General features: G+C 60.7%; 20 protein-coding genes and 2 pseudogenes. 18 read left to right on the plus strand and 4 right to left on the minus strand.

Translation table 11 applies throughout. The features are described 5' to 3' along the window. Positions 1-2 precede the first annotated feature (2 nt). Together MAB_RS10565 and MAB_RS10570 are read right to left on the minus strand one after the other, a co-directional pair. Complete coding sequence (locus tag MAB_RS10565; RefSeq protein WP_005110566.1) at positions 3-1604, minus strand: acyl-CoA carboxylase subunit beta; 1602 nt, start codon at positions 1602-1604, stop codon at positions 3-5. 565 nt (positions 1605-2169) lie between these two features. Further along, positions 2170-2844 (minus strand): TetR/AcrR family transcriptional regulator, encoded by a 675-nt coding sequence (locus MAB_RS10570; RefSeq protein ID WP_005110568.1) that lies wholly within the window; start codon positions 2842-2844, stop codon positions 2170-2172. 69 nt (positions 2845-2913) lie between these two features. Between MAB_RS10570 and MAB_RS10575 the strand changes: the two genes are divergently transcribed. Further along, positions 2914-3783: a metal-dependent hydrolase gene (locus MAB_RS10575; RefSeq protein WP_005110571.1), complete on the plus strand. Its 870-nt coding sequence runs from the start codon at positions 2914-2916 to the stop codon at positions 3781-3783. 183 nt (positions 3784-3966) lie between these two features. On the opposite strand, the gene MAB_RS10580 is transcribed toward MAB_RS10575, so the two are convergent. After that, positions 3967-4599 carry a TetR/AcrR family transcriptional regulator gene (locus MAB_RS10580; protein ID WP_012296506.1) on the minus strand — a complete coding sequence of 211 codons (633 nt, stop codon included), beginning with the start codon at positions 4597-4599 and terminating at the stop codon, positions 3967-3969. Positions 4600-4727: 128 nt separating this feature from the next. Between MAB_RS10580 and MAB_RS10585 the strand changes: the two genes are divergently transcribed. From MAB_RS10585 to MAB_RS10650, 14 genes and pseudogenes are all read left to right on the plus strand, one after another. After that, on the plus strand, positions 4728-5582 hold the full coding sequence (locus MAB_RS10585) for an SDR family NAD(P)-dependent oxidoreductase (protein WP_005110575.1): 855 nt from the start codon (positions 4728-4730) through the stop codon (positions 5580-5582). Between the two features lie 13 nt (positions 5583-5595). Then, on the plus strand, positions 5596-6519 hold the full coding sequence (locus tag MAB_RS10590) for a hypothetical protein (RefSeq protein ID WP_005110577.1): 924 nt from the start codon (positions 5596-5598) through the stop codon (positions 6517-6519). After that, positions 6516-8003, plus strand: coding sequence for a flavin-containing monooxygenase (locus MAB_RS10595; protein ID WP_005110579.1), 1488 nt, complete (start codon positions 6516-6518; stop codon positions 8001-8003). The genes MAB_RS10590 and MAB_RS10595 overlap by 4 nt, the downstream gene beginning before the upstream one ends. Before the next feature lie 50 nt (positions 8004-8053). Beyond that, a pseudogene (locus tag MAB_RS10600) lies at positions 8054-9570 on the plus strand (flavin-containing monooxygenase). Continuing rightward, positions 9567-10532, plus strand: a complete 966-nt coding sequence (locus tag MAB_RS10605; RefSeq protein ID WP_012296509.1) for an alpha/beta hydrolase — start codon at positions 9567-9569, stop codon at positions 10530-10532. Before MAB_RS10600 ends, MAB_RS10605 begins: the two are co-directional and overlap by 4 nt. Positions 10533-10608: 76 nt before the next feature. Then, positions 10609-12138 carry a flavin-containing monooxygenase gene (locus MAB_RS10610; protein WP_005110584.1) on the plus strand — a complete coding sequence of 510 codons (1530 nt, stop codon included), beginning with the start codon at positions 10609-10611 and terminating at the stop codon, positions 12136-12138. Positions 12139-12253: 115 nt separating this feature from the next. Next, positions 12254-13711: a cytochrome P450 gene (locus MAB_RS10615; RefSeq protein WP_005061070.1), complete on the plus strand. Its 1458-nt coding sequence runs from the start codon at positions 12254-12256 to the stop codon at positions 13709-13711. Then, the gene (locus MAB_RS10620) at positions 13708-14361 is read left to right on the plus strand and encodes a transglutaminase-like domain-containing protein (protein WP_005110587.1); all 654 of its coding nucleotides are present in this window, start codon (positions 13708-13710) and stop codon (positions 14359-14361) included. Before MAB_RS10615 ends, MAB_RS10620 begins: the two co-directional genes overlap by 4 nt. Positions 14362-14387: 26 nt before the next feature. Then, positions 14388-16007 carry a fatty acid--CoA ligase gene (locus MAB_RS10625; protein WP_005110588.1) on the plus strand — a complete coding sequence of 540 codons (1620 nt, stop codon included), beginning with the start codon at positions 14388-14390 and terminating at the stop codon, positions 16005-16007. Between the two features lie 38 nt (positions 16008-16045). Next, positions 16046-17191, plus strand: coding sequence for an acyl-CoA dehydrogenase family protein (locus MAB_RS10630; protein WP_005110589.1), 1146 nt, complete (start codon positions 16046-16048; stop codon positions 17189-17191). Between the two features lie 46 nt (positions 17192-17237). Further along, positions 17238-18296, plus strand: coding sequence for a BtrH N-terminal domain-containing protein (locus MAB_RS10635; RefSeq protein WP_005110591.1), 1059 nt, complete (start codon positions 17238-17240; stop codon positions 18294-18296). A gap of 90 nt (positions 18297-18386) precedes the next feature. Continuing rightward, entirely contained in the window at positions 18387-18797 is a 411-nt protein-coding gene (locus MAB_RS10640; protein ID WP_005110592.1) for an SCP2 sterol-binding domain-containing protein, read from the plus strand. A gap of 147 nt (positions 18798-18944) precedes the next feature. Then, complete coding sequence (locus MAB_RS10645; RefSeq protein ID WP_005110593.1) at positions 18945-20051, plus strand: NDMA-dependent alcohol dehydrogenase; 1107 nt, start codon at positions 18945-18947, stop codon at positions 20049-20051. Positions 20052-20218: 167 nt separating this feature from the next. Continuing rightward, positions 20219-21418, plus strand: coding sequence for an acyl-CoA dehydrogenase family protein (locus tag MAB_RS10650; RefSeq protein ID WP_005110594.1), 1200 nt, complete (start codon positions 20219-20221; stop codon positions 21416-21418). A 40-nt stretch (positions 21419-21458) separates the two neighbouring features. Here the strand turns inward: MAB_RS10650 and MAB_RS10655 are convergent. Next, positions 21459-21902, minus strand: a pseudogene (locus tag MAB_RS10655) (DDE-type integrase/transposase/recombinase); the annotation flags it as partial. 68 nt (positions 21903-21970) lie between these two features. On the opposite strand from MAB_RS10655, the gene MAB_RS10660 reads away from it, so the two are divergent. The 3 genes from MAB_RS10660 to MAB_RS10670 all read left to right on the plus strand — a co-directional run bounded on the left by MAB_RS10660 (position 21971) and on the right by MAB_RS10670 (position 25399). After that, positions 21971-23133, plus strand: a protein-coding gene (locus MAB_RS10660) for an IS3 family transposase (RefSeq protein WP_225580817.1) whose coding sequence is annotated in 2 segments (ribosomal slippage) — positions 21971-22255 and positions 22258-23133 — 1161 coding nt in all. Because the reading frame shifts where the segments join, the coding sequence is not laid out codon by codon here. A gap of 614 nt (positions 23134-23747) precedes the next feature. Further along, positions 23748-24659, plus strand: coding sequence for a hypothetical protein (locus MAB_RS10665; RefSeq protein ID WP_005110606.1), 912 nt, complete (start codon positions 23748-23750; stop codon positions 24657-24659). Then, the gene (locus MAB_RS10670) at positions 24656-25399 is read left to right on the plus strand and encodes a nucleotidyl transferase AbiEii/AbiGii toxin family protein (protein ID WP_005110607.1); all 744 of its coding nucleotides are present in this window, start codon (positions 24656-24658) and stop codon (positions 25397-25399) included. The genes MAB_RS10665 and MAB_RS10670 overlap by 4 nt, the downstream gene beginning before the upstream one ends. The last annotated feature ends 96 nt before the right edge of the window (positions 25400-25495 follow it).

The raw sequence follows: 25495 nt of genomic DNA on the forward strand, positions 1-25495 counted from the left end.
CATCACATCCGGAACACGCCGTAGCCACGCTGGCCACGGACCTCGCCGTTGTGGATCACCGACAGGCAGAACCCGAGAACGGTCCGCGTATCGCGGGGATCGATGATCCCGTCGTCGTAAAGTCGGCCGCTGTTGGCCAGTGCGACGGATTCGCGCTCGATCTGTTCCTCGACGGCGGCGCGCATCTGGGCGTCGGCCTCCTCGTCGAAGGGCAGCCCGCGGTCGGCGGCGGACTCGCGCGCCACGATGGACAGCACTCCGGCCAGTTGCGCCGGACCCATCACGGCCGACTTCGAGTTAGGCCAAGCGAATAGGAAACGCGGCGAGTACGACCGTCCGCACATGCCGTAGTTCCCGGCACCGTAGGACGCACCCATGGTGATGGTCACGTGCGGAACTGTGCTGTTGGACACGGCGTTGATCATCTTGGCGCCGTCCTTGATGATGCCGCCCTGCTCGTACTCGGCACCGACCATGAAACCGGTGGTGTTCTGCAGGAAGATGAGGGGGGTGTCGATCTGATTCGCCAGTTGGATGAACTGCGAACCCTTCTCGGCCTCCTCACTGAACAGGATGCCCCGTGCGTTGGCGAGGATGCCGACCGGGAAGCCGTGGATCGAGGCCCAGCCGGTGACGAGTGACGTGCCGTAGAGAGGTTTGAACTCGTCGAAGGTCGAGCCGTCGACCACTCGGGCGATGACGTCGCGGGGGTCGAAGGGCACCTTCGGATCGACCGACGCGATGCCGAGCAGCTGATCGGGGTCGTGCACCGGCGGGTGCGGCGGCGTGGTGGGTCCGGGGCCGCTCTTCCGCCAGTTGAGCCGCGCCATGATGCGACGGCCGATGCGGATCGCATCCTGCTCGTCCTCTGCCATGTAATCGGCCAGCCCCGAGGTGCGGGCGTGCATGTCGGCGCCGCCGAGCGACTCGTCATCGGAGACCTCGCCCGTGGCCATCTTGACCAGCGGCGGACCGCCGAGGAACACCTTGGAACGGTTGCGCACCATCACGACGTAGTCGCACATGCCCGGGACGTACGCACCTCCCGCGGTCGAGTTGCCGAAGACCAAGGCCAGTGTCGGCAGCCCCGCTGCGCTGTGCTGTGTCAAGTCGTGGAACAGCTGTCCGCCGGGCACGAAGATCTCTGCCTGTGTGGGCAGGTCGGCGCCGCCAGACTCGACGATGTTGATGATGGGCAGTCGGTTCTCCCGCGCGATGGCCATGCCGCGGAACACCTTGCGGAAGGTATAAGGGTTCGATGCGCCGCCGCGGACGGTGGGGTCGTGGGCGATGATCATCGACTCGATGCCCTCGACCACGCCGATGCCTACCACCACGCTACCGCCGACGGGGAACTTACTGCCCCAGGCGGCGAAGGGGCATAGTTCGAGGAACGCCGTGTCGGGGTCGAGCATCAGCTCGATGCGCTCGCGGACAAGCAGCTTGCCCCGCTTACGGTGGCGCGCAACGTATTTCGCGCCGCCGCCGCCGTTGACCAGCGCCAGTTGCTCCGCGATGGTGTCGAGTTGCGCGCTCAGTCCTTCGCGGTTCTTGAGATAGCCGGGCGCGGTGTCGTCGACCCGATCGGGCAGGACCTGTACCAAAGTTTTCCCTCCAAGCGACCATCGACGTCGATCTACTAGGCGCTGATGTTAGCCGCAATTAACATCAGGTGACAACGGTGCGGGGCGGGCGTCGGATTTGTTCCGCGCCATGGTTCCGTCGAATGGCGAGGGATCGAAGCGGTGCGTTTCGCTGCAGATCGAGCGATCGAAGGAATTGACTGGGGAGGGACGGCACACACGCCGCTGGAGTTGCCCCTGGCTCGGATGTGTTACCCAGCGATGTCGCGAATGTCTTGCATCCACCGGGAACCGGGAACCCGCGCGAGCGAGTCGCAGTGACTCCGTAAGAACGGGGTCGATAACCGTCATCTGAAGGGATAGCTCTTGACCCCGTAGAGGTCTCACAGCGGAGAACGAACTGACGGCCCTCCGCTGTGAGCCTCCAGCCTGGCAGTGTGGCTCCTTGCGAGGTCGTATCGAGTTCCTCGACTGGAGCGTTGAGTCTCTACGGTCGCGATCTCAGATGAACGCTCGCAGTGATTGTCAGTGTCGCGCCATGCCCTTCAGCCCAACCGAGTAGTGCATAACGCCGGTCGGCCAGAATCTATCGGGTCTCCTCGGCTTTGGCCAGCGGCGGAGCGGCCTGATCAGGCGCCTGTCCGAGGGTATATAGGCCGAGAATGCCGAGAAAACCCGCACAGTGCTCGATAAGCATTTCAGTCGAGAGGTTCAGTTGTCCGTCGATCCAGCGACGGAGTATCTCGAACAGACCCCCGACACCGTAGGTAGCGGCGAGATCTGCGACTTGGAGCACATCGCTGGGTATATCGAGGTGCAAGCGGGCCTCTCTGAGCACCAGCTCCGCAAAATCGGTCATCAGTTCGCTTCGCAGTTGCCGAAGGAGGGATTCTGCGCCCGATTCGACAAACAGTATACGGGCCATGCGGGGATCGTTCTCGATCAGCTGAACCAGGGCCTTGATCGGAGCGTAAGCCAGTTCTTGAGGAGCTACGGTGTCGTCCGGAATGGCGCTGGTTATCACCGCTTGGAAGGTGGCGGAGATCTTGGCAAATACCGCGCGCAGGAGCGCGTCTCGGTCGCGAAACTGTTGGTAGAAGTACCGGCTCGTCACTCCTGATTTCGCACACACCGCGGTCACGGTGCACGCGGTAGCTCCGTGGGTGCCCATGATTGAGACCGTGGCATCAATCAACCTCACGCGGCGCTGCGCATCGCGTTGAGTTGCGGACAGCCCGCCATAAACACGTGCTGGACTCATGTCCTACAGTCTGGCAGTCTTATCTGACAAGGTATAAAGTCAGATCCAAATTTCAAGGAAGGACCTCAAATGTCGGACGATCAAGCCCCGACCCGGACCCGGGTGCTGCCAAAGCCCAGGCGTGTTCGGTTTCCGATGCCGACCTCCACGAAGCGGCAACACTTCGTCGATGGCGACCTGGTGATGAGCCATTTCATCGCGGTGCTTTCTGCGACGTTCCCGGAAGGCGAGGATTTCTTCATCCGCTCGGTCAGGAACTTCCAGAGTTCCATCGACGATCCCCAATTGGAGACAGCGGTCAAGGGTTTCATCGGACAAGAGGCCACACATCGACACCAGCATCGTCTCCTCAACGAGCGACTCCAGGTCATGGGGTATCCGACCGCGCGAATCGACCGTCATGTCGCACGCCTGATCAAGCGATTGGAACGGCGCTTTTCGCCGGAAATGCGGCTGTCCATGACCTCCGCGTTGGAGCACTACACCGCTACGCTGGCAGAAATCATTCTTACCAGCGAAGACGCCCAGAAGCTCATCGGCCAGACAGAGGTTCGACCGATCCTGCTGTGGCATGCCTTCGAGGAGTCGGAGCACAAAGCGGTTGCCTTCGATGTCTATCAGCTGATTGGAGGAACCGAGCGCACCCGTGTACGGGGCATGCGGATCGCTTCAGTAATTCTGTTCGGCGAGCTCATTCTGCAGACTGCCTTGTCCATGGCCGCCGATAGAGCCTCATATAACCCGGTCACGTTGGTGCGCAGTCTGTACCGCTTCAGTCGCACCCCGATGTTCACCGCCGATGCGCTGCGGCGTTTCCGTTCCTACAATCGCCCGGGTTTCCATCCTGATGATTGGGACAGCGCTGCGGTCCTGGAGCGTTGGAGCAAAGAACTGTTCGATCAAGACGGTTCACAGCGAGTTATCGCTCAGTCGGGATAGCAAAGGTACGGAAGTGCGGCGACGCAGGAGCATCGTTCCTGCGTCGCCGCTTTCGAACAGGGCGCGACGCGTCGGTCGACTGACGGATTCGGTGCTAGGTGGCCGGTGAAGGCGGTGGTCGGGACCGCAAATGCAGTTCGCAGCGATCGCCACGGGGCTGGCTGGCCCTGTCGTGAGCCTCGATCAGTCGCTGACGACATAGCGTTGAGCCAGGGTTTCAGCAAGTCTGCTGGTGTGCGCGACCACTTCTTTCTCGGTCACCGCAAGCAAACCCGAGTGCCAGGCGGTGATGACTTCGACGAACCCCCCGACGGCGATCAGGGTGTCCATGCGAAGGGCCATCTCGTCGGCATCGTGTCGGAGGTGTGGCCGGCTTGCCTCAACGACCAACTGCGTTGCCTCCTGGAGCGCCACCGCGCGGCGGTCTTGTAGCGGTGAGCTACCGACATGCTGAGCGAGGAGGATGTGCGCTCGGCCGGGATCGCGTGCGATCCCATCGACCACGATGGCTATCGCTGCGGTGATTGTCTCGATCGGCGGCCGATTCGCACGCTCGGTGAAGAGCGCGGCGACCTCGCCGAGCATGTCATTGCGGACGCCATCCCACGCAGCAACGAGCAGCTCGTCGCGCGTCTTGAAGTCCTCGTAGAAGTACCGATCGTTCAGGCTTGTGCGGGCGCATACTCCGCGCATAGTGACCGCGGCCCAACCGCTCTCACTCCAAATCTCGGTTGCGGCCTCGATCAATTGCTGCCGTCGTTCTGCACGACGCTCGGCCCCGGTCCGACCACCCCAGCGCTTATTTCTCGACCGCACCTCTCCATCTTGACAAAGCGCCCGGTGCATGACAAAACTGGTGGCATGCGACACCAATGGTGGCTGATGCCCCCAGATGAGAGTTCCCCCACATCACACGTCAATGTCGCGACCCGGAAGGCAGACAGATGAGATTGCTGCCATTCGGCGGCGCACCCGGCAGAACGCACCGAGCCGATGCAGTCGTCACGGGCGCAGGAAGCGGTATCGGCCGCGCATTCGCCGTGGAGCTTGCACGCCGAGGCGGACGCGTGGTGTGCGCCGACAGAGATCCCGTCACCGCAAAAGAGTCGGCAGAGTTGGTGAGGCAGGCTGGCGGCGAAGGCTTCGACATCGCATGCGACGTCACCGATCTTGAGCAGATCCGCAACCTCGCTGATGTGAGCGAAGACTGGTTCGGGAAGGCCGCGAGCCTCGTCATCAATAACGCCGGAATCGGTGCAGGTGGTAACCGAATCGGCGCGACGTCAATCGAGGACTGGAAAGCGGCGATTTCGGTCAACCTCTGGGGCGTTATCTACGGCTGCGAGACTTTTGTGCCGCGGCTCCGCAGCAGTGGGCATGGCGGAGTCATCAATGTGGCGTCCGCAGCGAGCTTTGGCTCGGCCCCTCGAATGGCGGCTTACAACGTGAGCAAGGCCGGAGTCCTCGCTCTGTCGGAGACATTGGCGGCCGAACTGAGCGGTACTGACGTCAAGGTCACAGTGCTTTGCCCCACCTTCGTGAAGACGAACATCGTCAAAAATCCTCAAATCGACGAGGCGGCTGCGAGGCTCGCGGCCAACCTGATGAAATGGACTGGCATTTCGCCACAGCACGTTGCTCGAACGACGTTGAACGCGCATGATCGCGGACAAATTTATGTAGTGCCCCAACTCGATGCCAAAGTCTTGTGGCAACTCAAGAGAGCCCTACCCGGTCCTTTTACACGCACGCTGGGCCTCGTGGAGCGCATGGCCTCATGGAACGATTCAGCCGAGTAGAGGAGAAGGAAAAATGGCTTTCGCATACAGCGACATGCTCGAGACAATCAAAAACAAGCAATGGGCTCTAGCCGATATCGATTGGGACGCCCCTGGCGCGGAACTGATCACCGATGAACAGCGCCCCAAACTCAAGCAATTCATGTCCGACGTGGTGTGGATTGAGCATGTTGGAGCACGTGCCTTCGCCGCGATGGCTCCGAAGGCGCCATTCGAAGCGCTCGGAGACATTTACCGTTACTTTCACGCCGAGGAGCAGCGCCACGCCAATGCCGAACTTGCCCTGATGCGCCGGTGGGGCATGCTCGAGGAAGGCGAGAAACCGGTCCCGAACAAGAATATTCGGTTGGTGATCGAATGGCTGGACCGTTATGCCGAAGCCCTGCCCCTGACCGTCATCGGGGCCGCGATTCCGGCACTGGAGACTGCGCTCGATGGAGCGCTGCTGAAGTTTCTCCTCGATGAGGTTGACGACCCTGTGTGCGGGGAGGTGTTCAACAAGGTCAACAGCGACGAATCGCGGCATCTCGCGGTTGGCTTCCAAGTCTTGAATGACCTGGGCGCCAGCCCCATGCGAATCCACGCCATTCAAACTGCGGGTGCTCTGGTCGACCCGCGCATTCTCACCGGCGCGTTGCTGTATATCCCGCTCCTGACGCGCATGTTGATGAATCTCAACGCTATGGGTCTGTCCGAGGAGAAGTTATACAATGCAGTGACGCGGTATGCCAATGTCGGCGACCGGAGTGAGCACACGCGGAGGGTGCCCGGCTATCACATCTTGAAGGCGCACATGTCGTCTTCCATCAAGCGGTCCCAGCCTCTGCACTTCGTGTCTCAGCGCCTTGGCAATGCGATCGATGTCTTCCCTGTTCAGATTTTCGGCCGGCCCCCATCATGGACGGACGAACTGACCTACGAACCGGTGGCCAAATGACAGGCACCACCACGACGTTGATCGTCGGCGCCGGTTTCGCAGGTATCGGTACGGCGATCAGACTGCTTCAAGAGGGTACAGATGACTTCGTCATTCTGGAACGGTCAAATCGCGTCGGAGGCACCTGGCGAGACAATACTTACCCTGGTGCGGCCTGCGATATTCCCTCGCTTCTCTACTCCTACTCGTTCGAGCCGAATCCGGGCTGGACTCATACCTACTCGGGGAGCGCTGAGATCCTCGAATATATCGACACGATCGTCACCAAGTACGACCTTGCCCGGTTCATCCAGTTCGATACCGATGTAACCGCCTTGGAATTCGATGAGGGTGCCGGCATCTGGGTGGCCGACACGGCTGACGGAAAGCGTTATCAAGCTCGTTCAGTCGTGATGGCCAGTGGACCACTTGCCGACGCCAGCTTTCCGGATATTCGGGGTATTGACTCGTACGAGGGAAAGAAGATCCACAGCGCTCGATGGGACCAGGGCTACGATCTCGGCGATAAGAGGGTTGCAGTCATTGGGACAGGCGCGAGCGCGGTGCAGATCCTTCCTGAGCTCGTGAAGTCGGCTGCGTCGGTCAAGGTCTTCCAAAGAACGCCCGGCTGGGTGTTGCCCAGGGTGAACCTCAAGCATCCGGCTTGGGCGCGTTCGACCTTCAAACAATTGCCGGTGAGCGAACAGGCGCTCCGTGACGCCTGGTTCTGGGCTCACGAAGTGATGGCAGTGGGTATGGTCTGGAACACCGCTGCGACGTCAGCGATACAACTGGCGGCGAAGGCTCATCTCCGTCGGCAGGTGAAAGACCCCTGGTTGAGACGTCAGTTGACGCCCCATTTCAGACCTGGCTGCAAACGTATGCTTATGACCAGCGATTATTACCCGGCGCTACAGTCGGATAACTGTAAGCTGATCAGCTGGCCTATCGCCACACTGTCACCCAACGGTGTTCGAACCGCCGACGGTGTCGAGCACGAGGTGGACTGCATCGTTTTTGCCACCGGCTTCGATGTGTGCAAACGTGGCACCCCGTTCCCGATTAGCGGCCTCGGTGGTCGGAAGCTTGGGGACGAATGGTCTCAGGGGAGATACGCCTTCAAGAGCGTGAGCGTGGCCGGCTATCCGAACTTGTTCTTCACTTTCGGACCGAATTCCGGGCCAGGCCACAACTCGGCGCTCGTATATATGGAGGCAGTAATTGACTACGTAGTCAAGGCGATCAAACTCCTTCAGCAAAATGACATCGGTACTTTGGATGTGAGGGAGGATCGTCAGGGCCGCTATCACTCCGAAATTCAGCGCCGCCTTCGACGAACGACATGGAATTCGGGGTGCAGCAGTTGGTATCTGACCGAGGACGGCTACAACGGCACGATGTACCCGGGTTTCGCGACCCAGTTTATGAGAGAACTTTCCCGCTTGGATCCTCGTGATTATGTGATCACCCGGCGCGATGATGCACACCTCCGGCTGACGCAATAACTCTGAATCTGAACTGAGAAGGCTGACCGTCAGAACGGTGAAATTGAGCAATGGATCGTAAGTTTGACCCAGATCACGAAATCATCATCATTGGAGCTGGATTTTCTGGCATCGGTTGCGGCATTAGTTTACTAAAGGCGGGTTTTACCGATTTCTTGATGGTTGACGACGCCGACGGCGTCGGAGGTACGTGGCATTGGAACACCTATCCCGGTATCGCTGTCGACATACCGTCGTATAGTTATCAATTTTCATATGAAATGCGCCCCGACTGGTCGCGTACATACGCCCACGGCAACGAGCTCAAAGGCTATGCGGAGCAATGCGTTGAAAAGTACAAGCTTGGAGACCATATTCGTTTCAATACAACCATCACTGCAGCTTGCTTTGACGAAAATGCAACATTTTGGCGTCTGACGACCGCAAAAGGTGAGGAGATCACCGCACGCTTCGTGGTCAATTGCTCCGGCGTTCTCAGTCGGCCGAAATGGCCTGAAATCCAGGGGGTGCGAGATTTCGCCGGCGTTACTCTGCATACGGCTAGGTGGGACGACTCCGAAGATCTCAGCGGGAAGAGGGTTGCTGTAATCGGTACTGGTGCGTCAGCCGTGCAACTGATACCCGAAATCGCAAAAAAGCAGGGAGTCTGACGGTCTTTCAGCGAACTCCAATTTATTGTTTGCCGAAGCCAGACATCCCCATACCGACGTGGGCTGGAAGGCTTCTACATTTCCTGCCGGGGGCGCAATTGGCGACCCGGACCGCGAGCCAGGCGTTCGTAGAAATCACTTTCCCAATCGCCGCTCACTTTCATACGGTGATACCGTTCGCCGATGTCATGGAGAGCGCCGCAAAGCGGTACATGCGGCGTGAAGTCCATGACCCGACGACGAGAGAACAACTCATTCCGCGCTACTCGTTGGGCTGTAAACGACCCAGCTTCCACAATTCCTATCTCGCAACGTACAACCGGTCCAACGTTTCGCTCGAGACGAGCGGCATAACCCATATCGACCATGCATCCGTCCATTCTCGAGACGGCAAAGCTCATCCCATTGACGTCTTGATCCTGGCCACCGGCTTCAAAGTGATGGAGTCGGGCAACATGCCAACGTACGTGTTGAAGGGACGCGGCGGGCTGGAGCAGGCTACATGGTGGGACGAGCATCGACTGCAGGCCTTCGAAGGGGTCAGTGTCCCCGGATTCCCGAATCATTTCAACATCTTCGGTCCCTACGGCTACAACGGTTCCTCGTACTTCACGCTGATCGAGGCGCAGAGTCGGCACATCGTCCGCTGTCTTCGTCGTGCGCGGGCACTGGGTGCGAACCTCGTCGAGGTTAAGAAGGAGGCGAATGACCGTTACTTCGCCGAAGTGCTGAGTCGTCGTCACAGGCAGGTTTTCTGGCAGCCGAGCTGTTCCGGTGCCAATAGTTACTACTTCGACAAGCACGGCGACGTTCCACTGCGTCCCTCAACGACTTTTGAGACGTATTGGCGAAGCCGCACCTTTCGCCTCTCGGATTACCAATTCGAGAATCGGGCCGAGGTGGTGGGTGCCCGATGACCAGGATGGATGCCCCCGACTGGCAGCCCAGTCTTGCCAGTCATCTCGTCGCGATGTCCTCGCGAACCACGCTGCGGCCACTGGCGCAGCTGATGCCATCAAACGCCTACGGACTTGCGGTGATGGATCGCGTGCTTCGAACAGCGCTCGTAGCCTCACGGCCTCGGCGCGGCGTCACAGTGCGCAAGGTTGACACTGTATTCGCCGGAGGCCCGGTTCGTGGGGACTGGATCACCACGCCTGCCATTAATCCGCATGCCAACCCTTTGCTGTACATCCACGGCGGCGCCTATTCTATGTGCTCGCCGGAGACGCACCGCGGTCTTCTCGGTGAACTCGCCTCGGCGAGCGGGCGCCCCATCTTCGCAGTGAAGTATCGTCTTGCCCCGCGGTATCCCTATCCCGCAGCCGCGGACGATGCGCTGAATGCGTATCGCTGGCTTACCAGCGGAGGGTCCCCGGGTTCTTGTCAGCGCACCGTCGCGGTTGCCGGCGATTCAGCGGGCGGTCAGCTCACGATGGCCACGGCCTTGGGCGCACGTGCAGTTGGATTGCCGCTCCCTGATGCGATGCTGCTGATGTCTCCCGTCCTGGATCTCAGGTGCGAACTTGCCAGAGCGCGTGAAATTCGCCGCCGGGATCCTTTTGCCTCCGCTCAATCAGCGGCGCGCGCTCTTGACCTCTACGTAGGTGGCGCAGATCGCGGAGATCCGCGCCTCAGCGTGCTTGACGCGGACCTCACCTCGATGCCGCCGATCCTCATTCAGGTGGGCGGGAGAGAAATGTTGATCGATGACTCGCGCCGTCTCGCCGAGCGACTTCAATCAGCTGGATCCCACGTCGAGATCCAGGTATACCGGGGACAGATCCATGTATTCCAGGCTATGTTCCGGATTCTTCCCGAAGCCCGAGACGCGATTCATCGAGCGGGACGCTTCCTTGAAGCCTCGGAAGTCAGGTGAAAGTGTCCGAACAGGCAATGCTCCTACACCTACACCACCTCGACCGCCGCAGCGTGAAGTCAGTCGTCTCTGCCTCATGAGCAGCAACTTCGCGACGGCCTGTCGCGCATACGATCCGTCGATCGTGATCATCGGGGCCGGCTTCGCCGGGGTTGCGATGGCCCACCGGCTGAAGAAGGACGGGTTCACGAACTTCACGATCCTGGAAAAGGCTGCAGACATCGGGGGTGTTTGGCGTGACAACACCTATCCGGGAGCGGCCTGCGACGTGCCGTCAGCGTTGTACTCACTCTCGTACAAGCCCAATCCTCGTTGGTCACGGCGATATGCCGAGCAACCCGAGATACTCAAGTACCTCCAACAACTCGTGGAGAGTGGCGGACTGGCCGCGCATCTGCGTACCCAGACCGAAGTTGTCGCAATGACCTTCGATGACCAGCTAGGGCGTTGGACCCTGGTTACGAACTCGAACGAGACAATAACCTGCGATGTCGTCGTCTCGGCCGTGGGTCAGCTCTCCTTGCCACACGTACCCGTTATTGCCGACGCAGACACCTTCCAGGGGCCGCGCTTTCATTCGGCGCGTTGGGACCGATCGGTTTCGCTTCGCGGCAAGCAAGTAGCCGTCATCGGCACAGGAGCTAGTGCCATCCAATTCGTGCCACACATCGTCCAGGAGGCGGAGCATGTCACGCTATATCAGCGCACGGCTCCGTGGATCTTGCCGAAGTGGGACAGCAGGTATGGAGTCCTTCACGACAGGGTGAGCGAGTTATTGCCGATGGCGCTGCGCCTCGAGCGTTTCGCGGTATGGCTAATTTTCGAGTTGCTCGCTGTGACGCTAGTCGACGCGAAGCCCCTCTCACGCGTCCTCGGTGCGATCGCGCGCCGCCACCTACATCGGCAGGTTGCTAGCCCATCTTTGCGCGAGCAATTGATGCCTTCGGACGCGCCAGGGTGCAAGCGAGTGCTGTTCTCGAATGATTACTATCCAGCAATCGCGAGTGATCGCGTGTCGTTGGTGCCGAAGGCTATCGCAGAGCTCTGCGACAACGGTGTCAAGACCGTGGATGGAGAGTTTCGTCCTGCAGATGTCGTGATCTACGGAACCGGGTTTCGCGCCACCGATTTTCTCGCCCCGATGTCCGTGCGCGGCTCTCGCGGAGTCTCCTTGGCCGAGGTGTGGAAGACCCAGGCGTACGCATATCTGGGCATCACTGTCCCCATGTTCCCGAACCTGTTCCTGCTTTATGGTCCCAACACGAATGTGGGCTCGGGGTCGATCCTCTACATGATCGAGTCACAAGTCCGTCACATCGCAACGCTCATCAAAGCCGTGGCCGCTCATCCGGGTCATGCGATCGATGTCAGGACGGAGAGCGCGCAACGCTACAACACGCGCTTGAGAAGGCGACTACGGAGGTCGGTGTGGGCGCTGTGTGCGAGCTGGTATCGAACCTCGAGCGGGGAAATCCCGACGAACTGGCCGGGGCCTACCTTGGTTTATCGACTCCTTACCCGGAAGCCGCACAGCGGCGATTACGTCTTGAGAAACGTCGGGCGTCTAAAGGTCGGAGACCCTGCAGAACCGAGCCTGGCCGACTAAGGGCACGAGACGCGCACTTAACCGCTAGGCCAATAATGTCTAGATATTGACATCAATGGCATCTTTGTAAAGACTGGTGGACGCCGTCGAAGCGGCCCAGCGTCCAGGAGGAACCATGACGAATCACCTTCTCGCACCTGCGCACCACGTGAAGGAGCGGTTGTCCTCTGTGATCATGGTCCCCGCGCCTCACGCCGTCGACGACAGATGGCGTCGATGGAGCCGGGACTGGCCGGTTCGTGAACTGGCACCGGCACCCGCGGGCAGTGGATTGAAAGCCGTCCGGGGGGATGCCGGACTGCCCTTCGTGGGTCACACGCTCGACTACATCCGATTCGGCTCGGATTTCAGTCGAGAGCGCTACGACCGTCTGGGTTCGGTGTCGTGGATGGGCGCGTTCGGCACCAAGATGGTGGTCATCGCCGGCCCTGACGCCACTCGAGAGGCGTTCACGAGCGAAGCGAAGGCATTCTCTCAGGATGGCTGGTCCTTCCTGATCGACGCCTTCTTCCATCGCGGTTTGATGCTCATGAGCTTCGACGAGCACTTGATGCACCGGCGCATCATGCAGGAGGCGTTTACGCGTCCGCGCCTGACCGGATACGTCGAACAGGTAACGCCATGCGTTCGCTCGGCAGTGCCTGCGTGGCCGGTGGGCCCGTCGGTTCGAATCTACCCACTGTTGAAGGAACTCACCCTCGACATCGCTACCGACGTCTTCATGGGCGGCCGCGGCAAGGACGAGAGCGATGCTGTCAACAAGGCGTTCGTCGCTACGGTCCGGGCGGCGAGTTCCCTTGTGCGTGCTCCGCTTCCGGGAACCAGATTCCGCGCTGGTGTGCAAGGGCGGCGCGTTTTGGAGGACTACTTCTTCCGGCATCTGCCGGCCGCGCGAGCCGGTGAAACGGAGGATCTGTTCGCTGCTCTCTGTCAAGCCACGACCGAAGACGGGGAGCGGTTTTCCGACGAGGATGTGGTGAATCACATGATCTTCTTGATGATGGCGGCCCACGACACCTCGACGATCACCACCACAGCGGTCACCTATTTCCTTGCCAAGTATCCGCAGTGGCAGGAGGCTGCGGCTGCGGAAGCCGCGGCCATCGGTGACGGGTTGCCGGACATCGAGGCCCTGGAGAAGATGACGGTCATCGACCGCGTGATCAAGGAAGCGCTCAGACTGCTTGCACCTGTTCCGCTGGTGATGCGCAAGACGGTTCGAGATGTCGCCATCGATGGATATCACATCCCCTCGAACACGTTATGCGCTATAACGCCTGCCGTGAATCACTTCGATCGAACGATCTGGAATGATCCGGAGCGGTTCGATCCCTCACGTTTCGACGAGCCTCGGCGCGAAGACCAACACCACCGATTCGCCTGGGTTCCGTTCGGAGGTGGAGCGCACAAGTGCATCGGCATGCAATTCGGGACGCTCGAGGTCAAAGCAATCCTGCACAGGATGCTGCGTTCGTTCACTTGGAAGGTTCCGGAGAACTATCACGTCCGATGGGACAACACCTCGCTGCCCATTCCGGTGGACGGACTTCCGTTGGAGATGAAGCGCCGATGACCGTCGACCACAGCCCCTACCTCGAACCCACGGAGTTTCTTGACTGGCAACAAGATTCGGTACGTGACTTCGTGTCATCGGCGATCCGTGGTGCCTGCGGCGACTCCGAGAAGGCCATCGCCATCTTCACCGCGGTCCGTGACTCCATTTGGTACGACCCCTACACGGTGACCGACAACCCGCACGCGTATCGCGCCAGCACCGTCGCGACCGCAGAACGGGCCTACTGCGTCCCGAAGGCCGTGCTCTTGACTGCAGCGTGCCGAGCGGCGGGAATCCCGGCGCGGCTGGGGTTCGCCGACGTCCGAAACCACCTCCAGACCAAGGCATTGCGCGAGCGGATGGGTGGTAGCGACGTTTTCGTCTACCACGGCTACAGTCTCATGTTCCTCAACGGTGCGTGGGTAAAGGCCACCCCGGCGTTCAATCGCGAGCTGTGCGCACGCTTCGGTGTCTCGCCGATCGAATTCGACGGCCGTAGCGACGCGCTACTCCATGGTTTCACCGCTGACGGCACCCAGCACATGGAGTATCTGCGCGACCGGGGAGCCTACGACGATCTACCCCTAGCAGACATCCTGCAAGCACTGAGAACGCATTACGGCACATTCATCGATCAGCCGAACAGCCGTCCCGACCTCTTCGCCTGAAAGGGCACTACACGATGCAAAGCACAATGCAAAATGTTCCGCTCACGGTGTCGGCGATCGTCCAGCATGCGGCAGCCATACACGGTGACAGCGAGGTCGTCACTCCGACCGGAAATGGATATCGGAGAACGCCTTACCGCATTGTGCTGGCGCGAGTGGCTCGCCTTGCCAATGCGCTGCGCAGTCTTGGCGTCACGGCAGACCAACGCGTGGCCACCTTCCAGTGGAGCAACCAGGAACATCTGGAGGCCTACTGTGCGATTCCCTCCATGGGCGCGGTCCTGCACACGCTCAACATTCGTTTGGCCCCAGAGCAACTGGCGTACATCGCCAACCACGCGAGCGATCAGATCGTCCTAGTCGACGCTTCGGTTGCCCCGTTGTTGGCGCGCGCGCTCCCAGCGATGGCGTCGGTGCACACCGTCATCGTCACCGGAGAGGGCGACCTTGCCCCGCTACAGGGATGCGGGAAGACCGTTCTGCGTTACGAGGAAGTGCTTGCCGGCCAGGAAGAATCATTTGACTGGCCTCGGCTCGACGAGCTGTCCGCCGCGGCCATGTGTTATACGAGCGGCACCACCGGAGATCCCAAAGGCGTCGTCTACAGCCACCGTTCGACGTACCTTCACTCCCTGACCGCCTGCACAGCTAACGCTTTGTCAGTCAGCGAGGCCGACCGTGTGCTGGCCATCGTCCCAATGTTTCACGCCAATGCGTGGGGGCTTATCTACGCAGCGTTGATGTCCGGTGCGGATCTGGTGCTGCCTGACCGCTATCTCCAAGCCGAACCGTTGGTGTCGATCATCGAAGACACCAGGCCGACCGTGGCCGGTGCAGTGCCGACGATCTGGAACGATGTCGACCGATATCTGGATTCGCACCCTGAGCGGGACATTTCTTCGCTACGGCTGGTCGCGTGCGGGGGATCTGCTGTTCCGCTTTCCTTGATGCGGGCATTCGAAGAGAAGTACAACGTGCCCATTGTGCAGGCCTGGGGTATGACCGAAACCTCTCCGTTGGCGACCGTTGCACGTCCGGCTCACAGAGCCGACGCGACGCGACGATGGGAGATGCGCGCATCCCAGGGCCGGCCGATCTGCGGTGTCGAAATCCGGTTGCGGGATGACGACGGGAAAGATGTGCCGTGGGACGGGCAATCAGTCGGGGAAATCCAGGCGCGCGGTCCTTGGATCACCGGGTCCTATTTCGGAGACAACGATACGGAGAAGTTCGACGAAGGATGGCTGCGTACCGGTGATGTGGGCAAGATCGACGCCGAGGGCTATCTGACCCTGACCGACCGCTCGAAAGACGTCATCAAGTCAGGTGGCGAATGGATCTCCTCGGTGGAGCTGGAAAACACGCTGATCGGCCACCCTGCCGTGTACGAAGCGGCGGTAGTCGGCGTCGCGGACGATAAATGGCAGGAAAGGCCGTTGGCGCTTGTCGTCGTCCACCCCGGAACCGACGTTGACATTGACCAACTCCGATCGTTTCTTGCGGACAAAGTCGCCAAATGGTGGATTCCTGAGCGATGGAGCTTCGTGTCCGATATTCCGAGAACGAGCGTCGGAAAGTACGACAAAAAGGCCATCCGTGCCCGCCACTCTGCCGGCGAATACCTCATCGAAATCGAAACGTCATAACGTCGAATCCCAGGAATTCCAACAGTCGGAAGGTAATCATGTCCTCACCAATCTCTCCCTGGATGAATGCCGAATTACTCGAGCTTCGTGACCTCGCTGCGAAGTTCTTCTCGGCCGAATTGGCGCCGCATGCGAACCGCTTTGCAGACCAGCACCACGTCGACCGAGAACTGTGGAACCGAGCAGGCGAGCTTGGCCTGCTCTGCATGTCTATACCTGAGGAATACGGCGGAGGCGGTGGCACTTTCGCGCACGAAGCGGTCGTGCTCGAAGAGCAGGCCCGCATAGGTGACAGCTCATGGGGCGCGGGACTGCACAGCGGAATCGTCGCCCACTACATCCTGCAGTACGCGACTGAAGAGCTGCGCGCGCAGTGGCTTCCCAAGATGGCGTCCGGTGAAATGATCGGGGCGATCGCCATGACAGAACCGGGGACCGGGTCCGATCTGCAGAGCGTCAAGACGAAAGCCCTCCTGGACGGTGACGAGTACGTGATCACCGGCTCCAAGACTTTCATCACCAACGGCCAACAGGCCGACCTCATCATCGTTGTTGCCAAGACAGATCCGAGCCAGGGCGCTGCGGGCATCTCTTTGATCGTTGTCGAGGCTGACCGGGCGGGATTCCGGCGCGGCAAGGTTCTCGACAAAATCGGCCAGCGCGGCCAGGACACCTCCGAGTTGTTCTTCGATGAAGTGAGAGTTCCGCGCTCGCATCTACTGGGCCAGGCTGAGGGACAGGGCTTCATTCAGCTGATGACGCAGCTGCCACAAGAGCGACTCATCGTAGCGGTGGGGGCTGTCGCAGCGATGGAACTTGCCCTGGAGCAGACGCTCAAGTATACCCGTGAGCGGGAGGCGTTTGGTCGGCCTGTCTTTGGCTTTCAGAACACCAAGTTCACGCTGGCTGAAGCCGCGACCGAAACGCGCATCGCACGAGTGTTCCTCGACTACTGCATCGACCTGCACCTTGCGGGTCAACTCGACGTGCAGACCGTCGCCATGGCGAAGTGGTGGACCACTGAGCGAGCGATGAAGGTACTCGATGACTGTATGCAGCTTCACGGCGGATATGGCTACATGACCGAGTACCCCATCTCGAGATTATGGGTGGATCAGCGCGTGCAAAAAATCTATGCCGGCACGAACGAGGTGATGAAGGAAATCATCTCGCGTTCCCTATGACTCAGATGAGTTGCCGCCTGCACGTTAGTCACCTGGAGGAGGATTGATGGCATCGATGGTGGTGCCGTATCGCCACGACATGGGCGGCCATTGCGGATCGGGGGCTCTTCGGGATTTGACCGAATGGGCCGGGATCCGTTGGGGTGATGACACCCCGGACGAAGGTATCGTGTTTGCTCTCGGCGGGGCCCTCGACTTCTCGTATGTTCGCTCGGCGCACCTACGTCCACCGATCTACCTCGTTGGACGTAGCGCGGACCTCGAAGACGAATACTTGACCCGGTTGGGCGCGCGCTTCGAGCGCCGTTCGACAGACGACCCCGATCTTGGTTGGAAATGGGTGACCGAACAGATCGATTCCGGCAGGCCGGTCATGGTGTGGACTGACATCGCCGAATTGCCCTATCTGAGAACGCGTCTGAGTATGAGCCGGCACGATGTCGTGATCGTAGGGTACGACGACGACGAGGAACTCGCCTTCGTGGTCGATAACGATCGCGATACACCTCAAGCCGTGCCTTACGAGAATCTACGGAAGGCGCGGGCATCGACGGGATTTCCCGTCCCCACGCGGCACACCACCTACGTGGTCGAGTGGCCCGGAGCGGCACCAGATCTCGGCAATGCTGCCCGGTCGGCCTTCTGTAGGTCCGCGGACGCGATGCAGGGTTCGTGTGTGAGCGCGCCGATCACCGAGGACTCCGATTGTGAAATTCAGGTGCGTGGGCTACCAGGGGTATCGACTTTTGTGGAGGATCTCAGGCGGTGGCCGAAGATCTTTGACGACGACACCCTCGACGGAGCCTTGTTTGCGCTGAGCGCCTTCATCGAAAAAGCCGGAACCGGAGGCGGTCTGTTCCGAGATCTGCAAGCACGTGGATGTCGGCGCGTCGCTGAAGAGTTGAGTTTCGAACCTGCGTTTAGAGCAGCGGAGGCTGCAAAGACCGCATCTGAGTTGTGGACCGCGGTTGCGCACGCCGCTTATGACCGCGGTGCAGATCCGCACCGAAGAGCGAGCGGCGCCGCGTCCGTGGCTGCGCAATTGCCGACAGCCGAACGTCGACTCGCGGAGGCGCTGAGGGAGGCAGCAGATCTACTCCTATGAGTTCTGATTGCTTCGGAGCAAGCCGACTGGTTGCGACCCAGCAGATTTATTTGAGCGCTTTGAATTGTGTCATAAGAAGGGAGAATCACGATGGCTGTCTTCGCTGATGCGGAAGAGGTTTACCGCTACCTCGCCGGCATCTTTCGACGAGGTTTGGAGAACGAAGACCTTGCGAACAGACTTGCCGGGTCCGGGGTGGTGTTACGGATCCACTACACCGATCCGGATGCGGTAGTAACCGTGGATATGCCGGAGAAGGTCGTAGAGACCGGCGCGGACAGTGGCGTTACACCGAATGTCGAATTGTTCATGTCCGCGGATACCGGCAACAGGTTCTGGTTGGGGAAGGTGAACTTGACCATGGCGATGGCGAAAGGAACTGTACGAGCGAAAGGTCCTGTCACCAAACTGATCAAGCTCATACCGCAGGCAAAGAACCTCTTTCCGGAATACCGGGCAATCCTTGAGGCCGACAAGCGTCACGACCTGCTCAATGTGTGATGTCGTGCGGTACCGCGCCCGGGCCCGGGTGAGCGGCGCGGGCCTCTGGGCGATGTGCCCGGAGATCATCCAGGACAGTTCGCGCGACCACCGTGCGCGGTCGGGACAACTACTTCAGAAGCGTCATTAGATAGAAGGGACTTCAACATGAAGACACGTGCGGCTGTTTTGTGGGGCTTGGAGCAGAAGTGGGAGGTCGAAGAAGTCGATTTGGATCCGCCAGGTCCCGGGGAGGTCCTCGTGCGGCTGGCGGCCACCGGCTTGTGCCATTCCGACGAACATCTGGTGACCGGCGACCTCCCGATCCCATTGCCGGTAGTGGGGGGTCATGAGGGTGCTGGCACAGTCGTGGAGTGCGGCGAAGGGGTCGAGGATCTGTCCGAAGGTGATTCTGTCATCTTGACCTTCCTTCCCTCGTGTGGGCGCTGCTCGTACTGCGCGCGCGGCATGGGCAATCTCTGTGAGTTGGGAGCGGCGCTCATGATGGGACCGCAGATCGACGGCACCTATCGCTTTCACGCACGAGGCGAGGACGTCGGGCAGATGTGTTTGCTCGGAACGTTTTCCGAGTACACAGTGGTGCCGCAGGCATCCGTGGTCAAGATTGACGGCGGAATCCCTCTGGATCGGGCAGCCTTGATCGGGTGCGGCGTCACGACCGGCTACGGATCTGCGGTGCGGACTGGGGAGGTGCGCGCCGGGGACACCGTCGTGGTAGTGGGAGCAGGCGGAATCGGAATGAATGCGATTCAGGGTGCGCGAATCGCGGGTGCGCTAGCAATTGTGGCGGTCGATCCGGTGAACTTCAAGCGAGAGCAAGCGAGCGGGTTCGGCGCGACGCATACCGCCGCCTCGATGGATGAAGCTTGGTCGCTGGTCAGCGATATGACGCGGGGCAAGCTGGCCGATGTCTGCATCCTCACCACTGATGTAGCTGAGGGCTCTTATACCGCCGAAGCGCTGGCCTTGGTCGGAAAGCGCGGACGCGTCGTGGTTACGGCCATCGGGCATCCCGACGAGTCGTCGATCTCAGGGTCACTGCTGGAGATGACGCTTTACGAGAAGCAGATTCGTGGCGCTTTGTATGGCTCATCCAATGCGCCACACGATATTCCGCGGCTGGTCGAGCTTTACTCCGCCGGGCTGTTGAAGCTCGACGAGTTGGTCACCCGCGAATACTCCCTCGACCAAATCAATGAGGGCTACCAGGATATGCGTTCAGGAAGAAACATTCGAGGGCTCGTCCGGTTCTGAAGAGAACCATGCTCCACTGCTCGTGTTCATGTCCTTGCGCCGCTGCAGATTACACGCCGCCGGACCGCTTAGGCTGCCGCGCGTCGCGTCCTCGTTTCCCGTCCTGAGGACGGCAAGCATTAGACACCTTGTAATCAATCATCCATCAAATTCTCTCGGAGGCTGAGATGACGGACGCTGGCACGACCACGGCAAGCGAGGATGGGGCAGCTCGTTTCGTTGTCGCCCCGGAGGCGTGGACCACGCCGGAGCGACGAGCGCTGAGCCAAATGGCGCGGTCTTTCGTGGAACGTGAAATCGCGCCGAAGCTAGCGGAATGGGAGCACGTGGGTGAGATTCCACGCGACCTGCATCTCAATGCTGCCGAGGTGGGGCTTCTCGGAATCGGGTTCCCGGAAGAAGTCGGCGGCAGCGGCGGCAATGCGATTGACTCTGCACTGGTCACTGAGGCCATCCTGGCCGCAGGCGGGTCCACTGGCGTCTGCGCCGCCTTGTTCACCCATGGCATTGCCCTTCCCCACATTGCCGCCAATGGCTCCGACGCCCTGATTGAACGATATGTCCGTCCTACGCTCGCAGGAAAGATGATCGGCTCGCTGGGCGTTACCGAGCCTGGGGCAGGCTCAGATGTCGCGAATCTGCGCACACGCGCGGTGCGCGAGGGGGACACCTACGTGGTCAACGGAGCAAAGACGTTCATCACCAGCGGAGTTCGAGCGGACTTCGTTACTACGGCGGTACGCACCGGCGGACCGGGTTACGGTGGAGTTTCATTGCTTGTGATCGACAAGAATTCGCCTGGATTCGAAGTGTCCCGCCGGTTAGACAAGATGGGGTGGCGATGTAGCGACACCGCCGAGTTGTCTTTCGTCGACGTTCGCGTACCGGCTGACAACCTGGTGGGGGCAGAGAACAGTGGGTTTTTGCAGATCATGCAGCAATTTCAGGCTGAACGGCTCGGCATCGCCGTCCAGGCGTACGCGACGGCGGGTCGGGCTCTCGACCTTGCCAAGAGTTGGGCGCGGGAACGTGAAACGTTCGGTAGACCCTTGACGGGGCGCCAGATCATTCGCCATAAGCTTGCGGAGATGGCTCGACAGGTCGACGTGGCGTGCACCTACACCCGTGCGGTCATGCAGAGGTGGCTAGCGGGGGAGGATGTCGTTGCCGAGGTGTCGATGGCCAAGAACACCGCTGTGTATGCGTGCGACTACGTGGTCAATGAGGCGGTTCAGATCTTCGGTGGGATGGGCTACATGCGTGAGTCTGAGATCGAGAGACACTATCGAGATTGCCGAATTCTCGGAATAGGCGGCGGCACCAACGAAATCATGAACGAGGTCATCGCCAAACGTATCGGACTCTAGCTACTTGATTGAATCGCCCTGACTTTCCCGGAGGCTCGGGTTATTGGATTCCGGCCAGGGGTTGGTCGGTCCCATGTGCATCGTAGAACGCGGCTTCGAACTCGGTGGGTGGGATGTCATTAAGGTAGCTGTGTAAGCGGCTGGTGTTGTGCCAGTACACCCAGCTCAGGGTCGCGAGTTCGACGTCCTCGACGGTCTTCCACGGCCTGGTGCGGACTGGCCCGTAGATCAGCTCCGCCTTGTAGTAGCCGTTCACCGTCTCCAGGGCATTATCGTAGCTGTCTCCGATCGTGCCGATCGAGGGGACCGCTCCGATCTCGGCGAGCCGTTCGCCATAGCGGATAGAGGTGAATTGCGATCCGGCATCGGAGTGACATGTCAAGCCCGGCAACGTGTTTCCGCGTCACCAACGAGCCATCTCCAACGCATCCAGCACCATGGTGGTACGCATGTGCGACGCTACCCGCCAGCCCACGATCATCGGGTCTGCTGCACCAATAGGTGACATCTGAGTTGGCTTGCCCAAAGCGGGCGGGCTGGAAGGATGTCAGTGTGCCTAGGCCCTACCCCCGTGAATTTCGCGACGACGTCGTCCGCGTTGCCCGTAACCGCGACGACGGGGTGACGATCGAGCAGATCGCCACCGATTTCGGCGTGCACCCGATGACGTTGACCAAGTGGATGCGCCAAGCCGACGTCGACGAGGGCGCCAAGCCGGGTAAGAGCACCAATGACTCCGCTGATCTGCGCGAGCTACGACGCCGAAATCGGTTGTTGGAACAAGAGAATGAAGTCTTACGGCGGGCAGCGGCGTACTTGTCGCAGGCCAATCTGCCGGGAAAAGGGTCTACCCGCTCGTAAGTGAGCTCGCCGCCGACGGGATTCCCGTCGCGGTGACGCGCCGGGTACTCAAGCTCGCCCGCCAGCCCTACTACCGCTGGCGGGCAAATCCCATCACCGATGCCGAACTCGTCGAGGCATACCGCGCCAACGCCCTGTTCGACGCGCACGGCGAGGACCCCGAGTTCGGCTACCGCTACCTCGTCGAGGAGGCCCGTGAGGCCGGCGAGCCGATGGCCGAGCGCACCGCCTGGCGCATCTGCTCACAGCAGCAGTTGTGGAGCGTGTTCGGCAAGAAGCGCGGCAAGAACGGCAAACCAGGACCGCCGGTGCACGACGATCTGGTCCAGCGCGACTTCACCGCTGAAACGCCAAACATGTTGTGGCTCAGCGACATAACTGAGCATTACACCGGCGATGGCAAGCTCTACCTCTGCGCGATCAAGGATGCATTCTCCAACCGCATCGTGGGTTATTCGATCGACTCCCGAATGAAGTCACGCCTGGCGACCGCCGCGCTGCGCAACGCGGTCGGCCGCCGTGGGGTGGTCGCCGGCTGCGTGGTTCACACGGACAGAGGGTCGCAGTTTCGAAGTCGAAAGTTCGTCCAGGCCCTGCACCATCACGGCATGGTCGGCTCAATGGGACGTGTCGGCGCGGCCGGCGACAACGCGGCGATGGAGAGCTTCTTCAGCCTGCTGCAGAAGAACGTCCTCGACCGCCGCCGCTGGGCCACCCGAGAGGAGCTGCGGATCGCCATCGTCACTTGGATCGAACGCACCTACCACCGACGTCGCCGCCAAGGCGCCCTCGGCCGGTTGACCCCCGTCGAATACGAAGCCATCATGACCACGACGGCCAGTCAGGCCGCGTGACCGAAATTGTCACCTGATCGTGCAGCAGACCCACTTCCTGATAGAGCTTGGCACAGGCCTCTTTGGTAGGTGCACCGTCCTCGCGTGAGTCAGATGCATCGGGGTCGGGAGGCATATTAGACACGGCACGACCTTAGGACGGCGGTCTCACATGTCACGCCGACGCGCCGTTTGCTGTGGTGGGTCTGCTCCCGCAGCGCGGGGACAATATGGAGACCTTTCGGTCACATCGGTCACATCTGTCACAGGCAGCAAACACTCCGAAACGACAACAACCCTGCCTGAGCAGTGCGTTTGCATGGTGCGCCGTCAGGGTTTCGAACCCCAGACCCGCTGATTAAGAGTCAGCGGCTGTCAGCGATGCCTGGGCTACCGGCGTCGCCGCGAAAACGTCAGAGTAGCCCTATCTGCTCAGGTTCCTCGACGCTAGACCCGTTAAACTCCACCAGCGTATGACGGAACAATGGACGGTGTTTACGCCACTGGTTGGTCGAAGTCAAACAACCAGAACGCTATTTATCGACAATAGGTTGTTTGACAAGTAGTCACTGAGTAGAGTAGTAGACGTGCTCTCTGCTTCGATTCCTGCCCGCTTGGTCGACGCAGGCGTGCGGATGGTGACTGGTGATGCACACAGCATCACATACCGAATCGATGGCCGCGCCGTAGTAGCGGACCTGGTTCTGGCAGAACGTGTGCCATCTCCGGCCGCAGTCCTTAGTCGTGTGCGCCGCCATCCAGGCCGCCGCGTATTCGTGGTGTGCGAGACCATCTCAGATGAGGCACGTTCAGCGCTCCTGGCTCAGGCTGACGTGGATCTCAGCGTCGGCAGCACCGGCGAACTGGTGCTCTCCGGGCGAACCTACCGAACGCCAACACCAGGACGGCCGCCCCGCGCCGCCAGCGAGCGCAGCTGGCGGCGGCGGGCGGCTGAACGGGTCTGTGTGCTTACGCGCGGTCACCTCCGCCAACGCGACATTGCCGCGGCCATCGGAGTTAGCCAGCAGGCGGTGTCCAAAATGACCGAGAAGGATCCGCTGCCGGACACGCCGATGACCGAGGCTGCGCGCCGGGAGCTCCTGGTGAAACTGGCATTGGTACCTGCGGACAGCGGACTTGTCGAAACGTACTGGTATGGAATGGATCCGGTAGTGGAGCAGGTGCGCAGTGCGACCCGACTCGGCGCCGAGCTCACCGTGCCGATCCTTGCTGGCGGCGAGGTCGCCGCCGACGTCCTGCGACCGTGGCGGGTACCAACCAGAGGTCTGGTCTATGCCAAAGAACTGGTCGACCTCTCCGAGTTCGGTTTGGTGGAGGCCACCGCCGAGGAAGCGACCTTGACTGTGCGGGTTCCCGCCGACCCGACCGTCTGGACGACCGCGGCCTGGTGGCGGCGGGTTCGTGATACGCAGCGTTCCGACATCATCACTGTGGATCCAGTGATTGCGCTTCAGGACCTCAGCGGCGGTGCCGATCTTGGCGACGGTGCACCGCAGCATCTCAGCGACTGGATCGTGCACCGGTGACCGGAACAGCATCGGTGCAAATCGCCTGCACTGCGGTGGCCGACGACAACGGAATGCGTGCACTGCGCGACGTGGCCGCAGTCACTGCCGACATCGAGTACCGCGTCATCGGCGGTCACATGGTGCGACTGCTGCGGCACGTCTACAACGTGTCGGGCATACCGCGACTGACCTCCGACGCAGACACCGGGATCGACGTCAACGTGGCGTCCACCGGGAACCTCCACGATCGACTCACCGCACTGGGGTACACCGCTGAATGCGGCAACCGCTACGAGCGGGGTGAGCAAGCGGTCGACCTCTTAGTTCCCACCGCAGCCAAACCAGGCAAGCGGATCATCGGCGAACGAGCCTTCGACGGAGCGCCAGGGCTGCGGTTGGCGCTCGCCCTACCGCCGATCGAAGTCGCCGTCACAGCCCGACTCACCGACGGCGACACGGTTGAGTTCGAAGTTCCGGTTCCCGACGTCGAGGCAGCATTCGTGTTGAAGATGCTGGCACGTACCGTTCGCGACTCCGAACGTGACCTCCAGGATATCGAGACACTACTGGAGATCGTCGCGTCACAACCCGATTACCACGCTTCGCCGTGGCGCCTGGGCGACCCCAAGATCACAAAGGCCGGCGAGCGCGGCGACGCTGCGCGTGTGGCAGCGCAGATGATCTCCAGTCCGCCGACGAGGGTGCCGGCCAGAGTGCGGGCGCTGCTCCGGCGCCATGTCGCCATCGTGTCGCGATGACGCACCAGCAGACAGTCGTTCGTTTCCGTGCGGCTACGCCGAGCGAAACGGTTTCGGTCTCGACGGAGCCGACAAATGCTGAGCCGGAGCATTGAC

It is taken from the genome of Mycobacteroides abscessus ATCC 19977, assembly GCF_000069185.1.
GTDB classification, from domain to species: Bacteria; Actinomycetota; Actinomycetes; order Mycobacteriales; family Mycobacteriaceae; genus Mycobacterium; species Mycobacterium abscessus.